Genomic DNA, 12,897 nt, shown 5'->3' on the forward strand with positions numbered 1-12,897 from the left:
GCGGCAGAAGGGCAGAATGTATGTCTCTCCCGGGGCGCCGGTTCGCGTGGCTGTGCGTCGGCGTGGTGGCGGTTCTCGTCGGGGTGCAGGTGCTGATCTTCGTGACCCCGGTTCCCGGTGTGCAGTGGGCGGTGCCGATCGCCGCCGCGCTCATCCTCGTTCTTGCCAAGGTCGTTGGTCTCTCGTGGACGGATCTCGGTCTGGGTCGACGATCACTCGGTACGGGTCTGCGCTATGCGGCGGTCATCATCGGTGCGGTTGCCGTGGTCACCGCGGTCGGCGTCGCCCTTCCGTGGACGCGCGACCTGTTCCACAACGACGCCTATCGGGACGTCCACGCGGCGCTGGTGTCTGCACTCGTGCTCATCCCGATCCACACCATCCTGGCCGAGGAGGTGATCTTCCGCGGTGTGCTGCTCGGTGCGCTGCGGCGGATCTGCAGTCCCCGGACAGCGCTGATCGTGCAGGCCGGGCTGTTCGGACTGTGGCACGTCGGCTCGTCGATGGGGCTCTCGGCACACAATCAGGGCCTCGGTGACATCGTGGGCAGCGGCCCGTTGGCCACGTTCGCCGGTGTCGCGCTCGCCGTCGTCGTTACCGGCGGCGCGGGAATCTTGCTCGGCTGGTTACGGATTCGCAGCGGGAGCCTGCTCGCGCCGATCGCCTTGCACTGGTCGGTCAACGGCCTCGGCGCGATCGCCGCGGCGATCGCGTGGCAGCTGCCGGGGTGAACGGTCAGCTCGGGGCGTCGAGCATCGGCACCAGATAGCGCCGGGCGATGTCGGCGAGCTGATCGTCGTCGTCGGTGTCGACGAGCGCACTCGGCGTGGTCAGAAACGACGCCGAGATCCGCGCCATCATCTCGGCGGTGAGGTCGGTGTCGAGGTCGGCGCGCAGGGTTCCCGCGCGCTGCTCCTGGCGCAGCTGCTGGGCGATGAACTGTGCAACGGTGGCCAGCAGCCGCCCGTCGGCGCCGAGCGCACCGGCCAGCAGGGTGGGTTCGGTCTGCTGCAGCCCGCTGATCAGCGGGTTCGTCGACACCGCGCGATAGGAACTGACGAAGGCCAGCACCAGGCGCTCGGCGATGGTGCGCGCCGGGGCGATGTCGGCGAGAAACTGAACGAGGTAACGCCGGAACTCCCGCAGCATCACCTCCTCGACGAGCACCTCCTTGTTGGTGAATTTGCGGTAGATCGTGATGCGCGAGGTGCCCGCGCGCTTGGCGACCTCTTCCAGCGAGGTGCGTTGAATACCGAAACGACAGAATTGTGCATATGCGGCATCGAGCAATTTCTCTCGGGTCGCGTCCGCATTCGCGCTTTCTCCCCCTTCGGCAACGACGTCGTCATATGCCCTCTCCAACAACGACTTCGGTGCCGACGACGCCGAGACCACCATGAACCTCCAACGCATTCGGGGTGAATCTGTTGTGATGCCAATCACTGTATGCTACTCCTGATGTTACAACGTTACTCGCGTTGTTACATCGCGTCATCGAGTCGGGTGGCGATAGACGGGAGCACAACATCATGAAACAGCTCAACAGGCGCGCGGTCCTGCGCGCCACAGGCACGATCGGCGCCGCAGGCGCCCTCGCGACACTCACCCAGGCCACGCCCTGGACGTGGGCACCGGCCAACTCGATCCCGGGTGTGGGAACGGGAGCCGATCCGCGAACGATCTTCGACGACGAGGCCGACCAGGTGATCGCTCGGGTCATCGACAGCGGCAAGGTCGTCGAGGTCAACAATCTGCTCAATCAATGGCGCACCAACTCCCAGCCACTACCGGCCGGGTTGCCACCGGAATTGCGGGACTTCATCGAACACGCCCGCCAACTGCCGTCGTGGACCGATCGCGGCAAACTCGCTGCCGCGGTGCGATTCAATCAGCGACGGGGCACCTACCTCGGAGTGCTGTACGGCTTCGCCAGCGGCATGATGAGCACCGTCATCCCCAAGGAGGCGCGCGCGGTCTACTACTCCAAAGGCGGCTGGGACCTCAAGGACCGGATCTCCAAGACGGCCAAGCTCGGTTACGACATCGGGTCGCTCAATGCCTATCAGCCCGACGGTGAGATGGTCGTGACCTGCGTCAAGACCCGGATGGCCCATGCGGGTGTGCGGCATCTGCTGCCCAAGTCCGCACACTGGGTGCGCTCGGCTCCCGAGGAGAAGCCGATCAGCCAGGCCGACATCATGGTCACCTGGCACAGTCTGCCGACGACGGTGATGCGCAACCTCGAGAAGTGGAAGGTGCCCCTGCCGGCCGACGAGTCCGAAGGGTTCCTGCATTCCTGGCAGGTGACCGCGGCGATGCTCGGCGTGCAGGACCAATACATCCCCAACTCGTGGGCCACTGCCGATTCGCAGGCCAAGCAGGTTCTCGATCCGATCCTCGCATGGACGCCGGAGGGCCAGAAACTCGCCGACATGCTCCTCGATCTGGGGATGGATCTCGACCTCACCCTGCTGTCGCGCCCCATCCTCGGTGCGCTGACCCGGTTCATGCTCGGCGACAAGATCGCCGACTGGTTGCACATCCCCCGTGAGCCCGTCTGGACTCCGCTGTTGGAAACCGCTTGGGGCCCTTACGTCGCGGTCCGCGAGGGCCTGCTCAACGCCGGCCTGCCGCGGGAGACCTACTGGCTCTTCGACGAGTTCCTCCGGCAGTTCGTGCTGTTCTACATGGCCGAGTTGCGGATGCCGATCAGCATCCAGATTCCCTACTTCAACAACCCGAACTACAACTGACGCCGCGGCCCACGATCCCGCCGCACTATGCTCGATTGCGTGAATGTGCGTGCGGGAATCGTGGTCACCGGAACCGAGGTCCTCACCGGTCGGATCTCTGACGCGAACGGCCCGTGGGTGGCCCGGCGCCTCCTCGACCTCGGCGTCGACGTCGCCCACATCACCATCTGCGGCGACCGGCCGGACGACCTGACCGCGCAGCTACACTTCCTCGCCGCGTCCGGGGTGGACCTCATCGTCACCACCGGCGGTCTGGGCCCGACGGCCGACGACCTCACCGTGGAGACGGTCGCCCGGTTCTGCGGACGCCCGCTGCATCTCGACACGGAGATGGAAACCCATATCGCGCAGATCATCTCACGCTGGCAGCAGCAGCGCGGCGAGCCCGCGACGGAGTCGTCGCAGGCCGGCACCCGCAAGCAGGCGATGATTCCTCAAGGGGCGCAACCGATCCCTCCGGTCGGCACCGCGCCAGGAGTCGCGATACCCGCGGTCGCCGAGGACGCAAGGCGAGCACCGGCGATCCTCATCCTTCCGGGCCCGCCGCGTGAGCTGCAGGGCATGTATGACACGGCGATCGGTACCGAACCGATCGCCGCGGCGATCGCCGGACGCGGCGACTTCCGCGAACAGACCATTCGCGCCTTCGGGCTCTCGGAGGCCGACCTGGCCGCCACCCTGCGCACCATCGAGCCCGGGATCGACGGCGCCGACGAGTTGGAGGTCACCACCTGCCTGCGCCGAGGTGAGGTGGAAATCGTGACCCGTTATCCGATCGGCGCCCAACCCGCCTACGACGCCCTGGCCGGCGGGTTGCTCGAACATCATCGGACACAGATCTTTTCGGTCGACGGTTCCACCATCGACGATCTCGTCGCCGCGGCGCTGCACGGCCGCAGTGTGGCCACGGCCGAGTCGTGCACCGGCGGCATGATCGCGGCGCGCCTCACCGACCGCGCCGGATCCTCGGACTATGTGATGGGCGGGGTCGTCTCGTACTCCAACGACGCCAAGGCCGGAATGCTCGACGTCCCAGCCGAATTGATCACCGAACACGGCGCCGTGAGCGAGCCCGTCGCCGCGGCGATGGCGCAGGGCGCGGTCGGTCGCTTCGCTGTCGACATCGCCGTGTCGACCAGCGGGATCGCCGGCCCGGGTGGCGGAACCCCCGACAAACCGGTCGGCACCGTCTGTTTCGGTGTTGCGCTGGCCGGTACGGCACCGCGCGCACGGACGCTGCACCTGCCCGGTGACCGCGCCGCCGTGCGCGAGCGGTCGGTGACCATCGCGATGCATATGCTGTACCGCGCGCTGCGATCCGATGGTCGAGCTGACAGCCTCAGCTGACGGCGGTCTCGAGGCTCGTCGCTATCGCTCCTCACACCTCGACCATCGGGCAAAAGACCCCCAATTCCGATGGTCGAGGTGCGTAGGAGCGCCAGCGACGAAGCCTCGAGACCCCTTGCTACGGTGCTGGTTCCGCCCCACGAGCGTCCTTTGCCCGCGCACCGGGACGACGCGCCAGATCCCGGAGTAGGTCGAAATCGCCATCGATCAACGCTCGCCGCTTGCCGCGTGACCACCCCTGTATCCGCTTCTCGAGCCGGTACGCCTCTTCAACAGTCGGAAACTCTCGACTGAACACGACCCGCACCGGACGACGGCGACTGGTGTACGCAGCACCCTTCCCGTCATTGTGTTCGTTCACTCGTCGGTCGAGATCCACGGTGCTGCCAACGTAATAGCTGCCATCGGAGCACTCGAGGATGTAGACGAAGCCAGCCATGGGGTCAGTATCGCGTGCGATCGAGCGCTGGCCGGAAATCTATCCACAGGTAGGGAAACAGCCTTGGCTGACGGCGGTCTCGAGGCTCGTCGCTATCGCTCCTCACACCTCGACCATCGGGCAAAGATGGCCAAGAGAACACCGCGGCCGCTTTGAGCTACGGCGCTGGTTCCGGGCCGCGCTGGGCGTCGGACCACAACTCCGCGATGATGTCGGACGCCGACCCGCCGCGGATGGAGGCGAATGAGGTTCCGGCCCAGAGGTTCACGTCGCGTCGCTCACCCGCGGCGACTGCGGCCCTGCGAAGCGGGCTCGTCAGATGGTGGACGGCGGGGTACTCCGCCGGGGCGAGGGAGTCGTAGGTATCGACGAAGCTGTTACGTAGGGCCCGCGCCGGTCGGCCCGAGAATGCGCGTGTGACAACGGTCTCCGCCGACGACGGGCTCCGCAGAGCGGCGCGGTGAACCCCGTTGGTGCCCGCCTCGTCGGAGTCCAGGAGCGCGGTACCGATCTGCACGGCCGTCGCCCCGGAGGCCAGGGCCGCTGCGACAGCTCGGCCGTCACCCACCCCGCCGGCGGCAATAACCGGAACATCGGTCCTGGACACCACGTCTCGCACCAGATCCACGGTCGAGGTGTCGTTCGGCGTCGCGTCGAGATCCAGGGTGCCCCGGTGCCCACCCGCCTCGGTTCCCTGCACGCACAACACATCGACACCGACGGCCACCGCGCGATCGGCATCGGCAACGCTCGCCACGGTCGCTATCACCGTGATGCCGGCGTCGTGCAGCCGACCAACGACGTCGACCGACGGAAGACCAAAGGTGAACGACACCAACCCAACCCGTCTCTCGATGACGAGGTCGATCTTCGCGTCGAAGTGATCGTCGTCGGCGTCGACGATGTCCGGCAGGTGCACACCGTAGCGCTCGGCCACCGGAGCCAGCGCATCCCGGTAGCGTTGCACGGCACCACGATCACGGATCGGCGGTCCAGGCGTGAAGATGTTGACGCCGAACGGTATTCCCGCCTCGGCGACCGCGCTGATCTCCGATTCCAGGAGCTCGGGGGACTTGTATCCCGCTGCCAGGAAGCCGATCCCGCCGCCGTGCCCGGCCGCGATCACCAGACCCGGCGTCGACGGCCCGCCTGCCATCGGGGCCGCGATGATCGGCACCTCGAGATCCCGAAGATCGAACATGCTCACTCCTGTCCCACCGCATGGTCGGTGATACCGCCGGCGAATCGTCTGCGGTAAACGACCGGCGCCACCCCCACAGTCGTCGTGAAGTGGTGGCGTAGCAACGTCGCCGATGCGAATCCCGACAACCGGGCCACCTCCTCCACCGACAAATCGGTCGATTCCAGCAGGTTCTTGGCGTGCAGGACGCGCTGTTCGGTGAGCCACCGACGTGGCGGAATGCCGACCTCGTCGACGAATCGGCGCGCGAAGGTCCGTCCCGACATGTGCATTCGAGCAGCGAGGGCATCGACGGAGATGTCTCTGTCGAGGTGCGTGACCATCCAGTCCAGCAGCTCGCCGAAACCCTCGTCGGCGCAGGTGGGCATGGGCGCATCGATGAACTGCCGTTGACCGCCGTCGCGGTGCGGCGGGACCACCATGCGGCGGGCGATGCGATTGGCGATGGTCGGGCCCCACTCTTCGCGGACGAGGTGCAGCGCGGCGTCGATGCCTGCGGCGGTACCCGCACTGGTGGTGATCGGGCCGTCGTCGACGAAGAGGACGTCGGTATCGACCTCGGCCTCGGGGAACATCCGGGCGAGTTTGTCGCCGTAGCGCCAATGCGTCGTGCAGCGTCGCCCGTCGAGAAGTCCGGCAGCGCCGGCAGCGAATGCTCCGGAGCAGACCGTCAGCACCCGGCCGCCGCGCTCGACCACCGTGCGCAAGGTGTCGAGGATCTCCTGCGGATACTCGCCGGACGTACTGCCCCCGGGAATCGCGACGAGGTCGACGTCGAGGCAATCGTCGAGCGTGTACGGCGCGGCGATCGTCACGCCGCCATCGACCCGCAGCGCCGCATGCGGAGTCGGTGAGGCGACGCGGAAGTCGAAGGCGGGGACGCCGTCGTCGGTGCGATCGAGTCCGAACACCTCGTGCAACACCCCGAACTCGAAGAGTGCGACGCGTCCGTAGAGCAGAACGGCAACAGAATTCAACACCCCACCAGTCTGGCAGATAATTTGCGAAGCATGTCACTTCGGCCACTGGTGGCAGGTAATTTATGGGCGCATTGTTTCTGTCATGACCGCACTCATCGTTCTCCTCGCCGTACTCGTCGTCGTCCCGACCGTCGTCATCATCTACCGTGTACACCGCAAAGTCGATGACGCACAACCCATTCCGCTGGGACATCTCGCCGGTCTCGCGGTCGGCGACGATCGTCCATGGAAACGCGGACCGGACTCCGACCGCATCGCCGCGGAACTACGCGTACTCCATCTGCAACGGCGAGACTCGGCCTAGACATCCAAACATGGGATGTTAGGCTCTTTGGGTGCCGCCTCTGATCACCCCACCGCCCCGTACCAGTTCGCTCGTCGTCGATCGCATGCACGAGTTGATCCGGGACGGGGTGTGGGCGGTCGGAGCCCGAATCCCCGCAGAGCCCGAACTCGTCGAACAATTCGGCGTGGGCCGCAACACGATTCGTGAGGCGGTGCGCGCGCTCGAACACTCCGGGCTGCTGATGCCGCGCCGCGGTGACGGCACCTATGTGCGCAGCCGCAACGTTCTCGCCGCAGCGCTGCAACGCTGTGCTCCCGACCCCGAGATCACCGATCTGCTGAGCACCCGGCGGGCTCTCGAGACCGAGGCCGCCGACCTCGCTGCCCTGCGTGCCTCGGCCGCCGACGTCACCCGACTGCAGAACAAGCTCGACGCTGCGCTCGCCGCCATCGCCGCCGGAGACCTGGGCCGCTACGCCCGGCTCGACATCGAGTTCCACGCCACCATCGTCGAGATCTCGGGCAATCGGCTCCTGATCGAACTCTATGAGGGTGTCGGCGAGGTGATGCGCCGCACGCATGAGGCGATTGCCGCGGCAGCGGTCGACGACGGACATCCCGACGGTCACCGCGAGGTTGTCGCGGCGATCGCTGCCGCCGACCCGGCGGCGGCACGTGCGGCTGTGCACACCTACCTCGACCTCGCCCACGAGATCGTCCGATGAGCGTGGCCAACACCGCGCCCGTGACGTCCGAACCGCGTGGACGCCGACCTCTCGGCACGGTGATCACCGCCGTCGGCGTGATGCTGGTGGCGGCGAATCTGCGGCCCGTCGTCGTGTCGGTGGCACCGCTGATCGACGAGATCACCCGCGACGAAGGCTTTTCCAGCGCCACCGCCGGCCTGCTGACCACCCTTCCGGTTCTGTTCTTCGGGCTCAGCGCGCCCGTGGCGCCACGGTTGGCGGCCCGGTTCGGGATCGAACGCACCATCTTCGGGGCGCTGCTCCTGCTGACCGTTGGCACCCTCATGCGCCTGATCCCCGGTGCGCCGATGCTGTTCATCGGGTCGGCGGTGGTCGGTGCCGCGATCGGTATCTGCAACGTGGTGTTGCCTGCGCTGATCAAGCGCGATTTCGCCCATCGGTCGGGATTGATGACGGGGTTGTACTCGATGACGCTGTCCGGCGGTGCCGCCGTTGCCGCCGGAATCACCGTGCCCCTCGACAATGCGTTGGGCAACAACTGGCGGCTCACGATCACCTCGTGGGCGATTCTCGCCGTGATCACCGTCGTCATCTGGGCACCGCAGATCGTCCGGCACCGTCCGGAAACGGTCGCCGGCACCGGATCGTTGCGCCGCAACACGATTGCGTGGGCGATCACCGTGTTCATGGGCGCACAGTCGCTGGTGTTCTACACCTTCACCGCCTGGCTGCCCGCATTTCTCATCAGCGAGGGACATTCGCGGGCGTCGGCCGGCACCATCCTGGCCATCGGTCAGGTCGTCGCGCTGCTGGCGTCGTTACTCATCCCGATCATCGCCGGGCGCTACCGGGACCAACGTCTGATCACGCTCGTCGTGATCGTCCTTTGCGGAATCGGATTGGCCGGACTCCTGCTCAGCGACCACGCCACACTGCTGTGGACGATGCTGGTGATGTTCGGCCCCGGGTCGTCGATCAGCCTCGCGTTGTTGTTCATGGTGCTGCGCAGTTCTTCGGCCGAGCAGACCGGCCAGGTGTCGGGAATGGCGCAATCGGTCGGCTACATCCTGGCCGCGTTCGGGCCCATCGCCGTGGGAGCACTGCATGATTCGACCGGATCGTGGACGATCGCGCTGTCGGTGCTGGCGATCCCGCTGCTCGCGCAGGCTGCCTCGACCCTGATCGCCGGGCGTGATGTGAAGATGGACTGACCTCTTCCCCTTCCCCTTTCACTGTAACCCGCCGGTGGGGGCTTGCCGCAAGGCCCCACCTCGGGTTCACAATGGCGCCCATGGTTTTTCGCGCCTCGTGCGATCCTGCCGTCATCGGTGACGACGACCGGCATTTCGCCGTCATCACTGACCACCTCACCCACACCATCGCCGACCTCAACGAACGCCTCGACGCGCTACGTCTCGCCGACGGCGGTGGCGGCCGTCGCGCACTCGACCGCGACCTGGAGATCCACGAGACGAATCGCCGGCTCCGTGTGTTGCGCCGGTACAGCCTGGATCTGTGCCTCGGACGTATCGTCCGCACCGACGGCACCATCAGCTACATCGGCCGCATCGGGATGACCGATCGTTGCGGCGAACAATTACTGGTCGACTGGCGTACCCCGGCGGCCGCACCGTTCTTCGCCGCCACCCACGCCGATCCCCAGGGGTTGGCGAGTCGGCGGCGGTACCGGTGGAGTCAGGGACAGGTCGTCGACTTCTGGGACGAATCATTCGACGGTGAGATCGCACATCTCGCCCTCGACGACGATTCGGCGTTCCTCGCCGGCCTCGGCGCCTCCCGCGAGCCGCGTATGCGAGATGTGTTGGGCACCATCGCCGCCGACCAGGACGCCATCATCCGAGCCGACAGTCACGGTGCCCTCGTCGTCGACGGTGGCCCCGGCACCGGCAAGACCGTGGTCGCGCTACACCGTGCGGCGTATCTGCTCTACGCCGACCCGCGGCTGGCGGGCAATCGCGGTGAACTACTCGTCGTGGGACCTCACGAGGAGTACCTCGGTTACATCTCCGACGTCCTGCCCAGCCTCGGCGAGGACGGCGTCCGCACCTGCACCTTGCACGACCTCGTGCCCGAAGGTGACGGTGCGACAAACGAATCCGATCCCGTCGTCGCCGCACTCAAGGACGGCCTCGACCCGATCGCCATGATCGAGCGGGCCGTCGCCTTCTACGAACAGCCGCCCACCAACACCGTGGAAGTCGAGACACCCTGGGGTGAAACGGAACTCACGGCCCCCGAGTGGGCCGAGGCCTTCAGTACCCCCGAGCCCGGCACCAGCCACCACGAGGCGCGCGAACAGGTATGGGACGCACTCACCGACATCATCGCCGACGCTCTCGATACTCGTGATCTGCCCCGGCTCCGTCGAGCGTTGGCCGGCAACGACGACCTCGTCTCCGCGTTCACCACGGCATGGCCGATTCTCGACGCCCCCACCCTGGTTGGCGATTTGTGGTCGGTGCCGGCGTACTTGCGTCTGGCCGCGCCGGAGCTGAACACCACCGCACTCCGAACATTGCAGCGGGAGAACCCGACCGCGTGGACCACCTCGGATATCCCGTTCCTCGATGCGGCGCGGCGTCGGCTCGGCGATCCCGGCTTCTCCCGACGCCGACGCCGGCGTGAGGCGGTGTTGGCAGCCGGTCGAGACGCGATGGATCGCGTTGTCGACGACCTCCTTGCCGCACACACCTTCGACGACGGCGAGGGTCTCGCGCCGATGCTGCGCGGCGAGGATCTGCGGAACTCACTGGTCGACGACTCCGCTGCGCCTGGCGCCGAACATGATCCATTGGCCGGGCCGTTCGCCCACATCATCGTCGACGAGGCGCAGGAGTTGACCGACGCGCAGTGGTCGATGCTGGTGGCACGCTGCCCGTCTCGCAGCGTCACCGTGGTCGGCGACCGCGCCCAGTCGCGGCGCGGATTCACCGAAAGCTGGCCGGAGCGATTGCGCCGGGTCGGATTCGGCGAGGTCCGTGTCGCCGGTCTGTCGATCAACTACCGCACGCCCGAGGAGATCATGGCGCAGGCCGCGCCGGTGATCACGGCCGCGATACCCGACGCGAATGTCCCGACCTCCATCCGGAGCAGCGGCATAGAGGTCGGCCACGGCACAGTCGCCGACCTCGCTGCGATCCTCGACGAGTGGGAGCGGACTCATCCCGAGGGTGTCGCTTGCGTCATCGGCGATCCGAGCAGCCTGCCGGCACCGATCCACCGCCCGCGCGTGCGGTCGCTCGCACCCGAGCGCGTCAAGGGTCTCGAGTTCGACCTGGTGGTTCTCGTCGCGCCGGATCGCTTCGGTGCCGGCATCACCGGCGCCGTCGACCGTTACGTCGCGATGACCCGCGCCACCCAACAGCTGGTGATCCTCTCCTGAGCAGACGCCAGGCTTGCGCATCCCTCAATTTTCCATAGACTATTTTTTACAGAGTTGAGAGGAACACTGCCATGGCCATCAAGCTGTCCGTCGAAGAAGAAGCCATCGTCAAGACCGTTCGCGACTTCGTGGACAAGCAGGTGCGTCCGGTGGTGCGTGAACTCGAGCACGCCAACACCTACCCCGAAGAGCTCATCGAGACGATGAAGGAGCTCGGGATCTACGGCCTCGCGATCCCCGAGCCCTACGGCTTCGCGCAGGTGTCGATGCCCTGTTATGCGCAGGTCACCGAGGAGTTGGCCCGCGGCTGGATGAGTCTGGCCGGGGCGATGGGCGGGCACACCGTCGTCGCCAAGCTGCTGCTCACGTTCGGCACCGAGGAGCAGAAGCAGAAGTATCTGCCACAGATGGCCAGCGGCGAGCTGCGCGCGACGATGGCGCTCACCGAGCCGGGCGGCGGCTCGGACCTGCAGAACATGCGGACCGTCGCGGCCAAGGAAGGTGGCGAGTACGTCATCAACGGGTCCAAGACGTGGATCAGCAACGCACGCAAGTCCGGGCTCGTCGCACTGCTGTGCAAGACCGATCCCGCCGCGCAACCCGCACACACCGGCGTCTCGATCCTGCTGGTCGAGAAGGTGCCCGGCTTCACCGTCTCCAAGGATCTACCCAAGCTCGGATACAAGGGCGTGGAGAGTTGCGAACTCAACTTCGACGGCGCCCGCGTTCCCGTCGACGCCGTGCTCGGTGGCGTGGAGGGCAAGGGCTTCGCGCAGATGATGAAGGGGCTGGAGACCGGCCGCATTCAGGTGGCCGCCCGCGCGACCGGTGTGGCCCGCGCCGCCTTCGACGACGCACTGCAGTATGCACAGGACCGCGAGAGCTTCGGCCAGCCGATCTGGAAACACCAGGCCGTCGGCAACATGCTCGCGACGATGGGCACCAAACTCGCCGCCGCCCGCAGCCTGCTGCTCGACGCGGCCGAACGCGTCGACACCGGCAAGCGCGCCGACATGGAGGCAGGTATGGCCAAACTGTTCTGCTCGGAAACGGCGATGGAAATCGCCCTCGACGCGGTGCGCATCCACGGCGGATACGGCTACTCCACCGAGTACGACGTCGAACGGTATTTCCGCGACGCGCCGCTGATGATCGTCGGCGAGGGAACCAACGAGATCCAGCAGAACGTCATCGCCAAGCAGCTCATCAAGCGGGGTGGGTTGGACCTCTGAGGGGATCAGCGTTCGGGCAACGGGGAATTCGGTCCCGCGCCCGGACCCCGGCGCACTGTCACCGATCCCCGATCCACGTGCTCACCACACTCGGAGCACACCGGTTCGAGCGTCGTCGTGTGACCGCAGCCGGTGTGCACGAGCTCGACCGGAGCGCCGTCGGGTGCCGACCACTTGTCGCCCCATTGACGCAGGGCGTTGATCACCGTCCACAGATCGCGGCCTTTGTCGGTCAGCCGGTAGTCGTAGCGAACCGGATTGTCCTGGTACGGATCCCGGATCAGGATTCCATGCTCGACGAGCGTGTCGAGCCGCTGGGTGAGCACGTTGCGAGCGATACCCAGCCGGGTCGAGAAGTCGTCGAAGCGCGTCACCCCGAACAGCGCGTCGCGGATGATGAGTAGCGTCCACCACTCGCCGACGACCTCGAGGGTCTGCGCGACCGAACAATTCATTCCGGAGAAGCTGGCGCGGCGCATGCGTCGAGTCTAGTGGGTTGCGTCAGACAACTCAATCTGCTTTCCTCAGTTTCGTCACGAAACTCACGACT

The 12,897-nt window shown here is 66.5% G+C and carries 13 protein-coding genes; 8 read left to right on the forward strand and 5 right to left on the reverse strand.

Annotation, left to right across the window (positions count from 1 at the left end; genetic code table 11):
* Window positions 1-20 precede the first annotated feature (20 nt).
* A complete protein-coding gene (locus AC5ZH6_RS26375; RefSeq protein WP_094601373.1) occupies window positions 21-731 on the forward strand; it encodes a CPBP family intramembrane glutamic endopeptidase in 711 nt (236 codons plus the stop codon).
* A gap of 4 nt (window positions 732-735) precedes the next feature.
* On the opposite strand, the gene AC5ZH6_RS26380 is transcribed toward AC5ZH6_RS26375, so the two are convergent.
* Entirely contained in the window at window positions 736-1,413 is a 678-nt protein-coding gene (locus AC5ZH6_RS26380) for a TetR/AcrR family transcriptional regulator (protein WP_020173090.1), read from the reverse strand.
* Between the two features lie 116 nt (window positions 1,414-1,529).
* Here AC5ZH6_RS26380 and AC5ZH6_RS26385 point away from each other — a divergent pair, with 116 nt between their 5' ends.
* Together AC5ZH6_RS26385 and AC5ZH6_RS26390 are read left to right on the forward strand one after the other, a co-directional pair.
* A complete protein-coding gene (locus AC5ZH6_RS26385; protein ID WP_496168002.1) occupies window positions 1,530-2,753 on the forward strand; it encodes an oxygenase MpaB family protein in 1,224 nt (407 codons plus the stop codon).
* A gap of 39 nt (window positions 2,754-2,792) precedes the next feature.
* The gene (locus tag AC5ZH6_RS26390) at window positions 2,793-4,100 is read left to right on the forward strand and encodes a competence/damage-inducible protein A (protein WP_496168004.1); all 1,308 of its coding nucleotides are present in this window, start codon (window positions 2,793-2,795) and stop codon (window positions 4,098-4,100) included.
* A gap of 118 nt (window positions 4,101-4,218) precedes the next feature.
* Here AC5ZH6_RS26390 and AC5ZH6_RS26395 read toward each other — a convergent pair whose 3' ends face one another.
* The 3 genes from AC5ZH6_RS26395 to AC5ZH6_RS26405 all read right to left on the reverse strand — a co-directional run bounded on the left by AC5ZH6_RS26395 (window position 4,219) and on the right by AC5ZH6_RS26405 (window position 6,720).
* Window positions 4,219-4,539, reverse strand: a complete 321-nt coding sequence (locus AC5ZH6_RS26395) for a GIY-YIG nuclease family protein (protein ID WP_496168006.1) — start codon at window positions 4,537-4,539, stop codon at window positions 4,219-4,221.
* A 157-nt stretch (window positions 4,540-4,696) separates the two neighbouring features.
* Window positions 4,697-5,740, reverse strand: a complete 1,044-nt coding sequence (locus tag AC5ZH6_RS26400; RefSeq protein WP_496168008.1) for an NAD(P)H-dependent flavin oxidoreductase — start codon at window positions 5,738-5,740, stop codon at window positions 4,697-4,699.
* A gap of 2 nt (window positions 5,741-5,742) precedes the next feature.
* The gene (locus AC5ZH6_RS26405; protein WP_014361953.1) at window positions 5,743-6,720 is read right to left on the reverse strand and encodes a GlxA family transcriptional regulator; all 978 of its coding nucleotides are present in this window, start codon (window positions 6,718-6,720) and stop codon (window positions 5,743-5,745) included.
* A gap of 82 nt (window positions 6,721-6,802) precedes the next feature.
* Here AC5ZH6_RS26405 and AC5ZH6_RS26410 point away from each other — a divergent pair, with 82 nt between their 5' ends.
* From AC5ZH6_RS26410 to AC5ZH6_RS26430, 5 genes are all read left to right on the forward strand, one after another.
* Window positions 6,803-7,024, forward strand: coding sequence for a hypothetical protein (locus AC5ZH6_RS26410; RefSeq protein WP_006368744.1), 222 nt, complete (start codon window positions 6,803-6,805; stop codon window positions 7,022-7,024).
* Window positions 7,025-7,055: 31 nt separating this feature from the next.
* Window positions 7,056-7,730 (forward strand): FadR/GntR family transcriptional regulator, encoded by a 675-nt coding sequence (locus AC5ZH6_RS26415; protein WP_006368745.1) that lies wholly within the window; start codon window positions 7,056-7,058, stop codon window positions 7,728-7,730.
* Window positions 7,727-8,923, forward strand: coding sequence for a CynX/NimT family MFS transporter (locus AC5ZH6_RS26420; RefSeq protein ID WP_006368746.1), 1,197 nt, complete (start codon window positions 7,727-7,729; stop codon window positions 8,921-8,923). Before AC5ZH6_RS26415 ends, AC5ZH6_RS26420 begins: the two co-directional genes overlap by 4 nt.
* 71 nt (window positions 8,924-8,994) lie before the next feature.
* The gene (gene helR, locus AC5ZH6_RS26425) at window positions 8,995-11,115 is read left to right on the forward strand and encodes an RNA polymerase recycling motor ATPase HelR (protein ID WP_006368747.1); all 2,121 of its coding nucleotides are present in this window, start codon (window positions 8,995-8,997) and stop codon (window positions 11,113-11,115) included.
* 71 nt (window positions 11,116-11,186) lie between these two features.
* On the forward strand, window positions 11,187-12,347 hold the full coding sequence (locus AC5ZH6_RS26430) for an acyl-CoA dehydrogenase family protein (protein ID WP_006368748.1): 1,161 nt from the start codon (window positions 11,187-11,189) through the stop codon (window positions 12,345-12,347).
* A gap of 5 nt (window positions 12,348-12,352) precedes the next feature.
* On the opposite strand, the gene AC5ZH6_RS26435 is transcribed toward AC5ZH6_RS26430, so the two are convergent.
* Entirely contained in the window at window positions 12,353-12,826 is a 474-nt protein-coding gene (locus tag AC5ZH6_RS26435) for a winged helix-turn-helix transcriptional regulator (protein ID WP_006368749.1), read from the reverse strand.
* Window positions 12,827-12,897 lie beyond the last annotated feature (71 nt).

This window comes from Gordonia sp. YC-XJ4 (assembly GCF_059511865.1).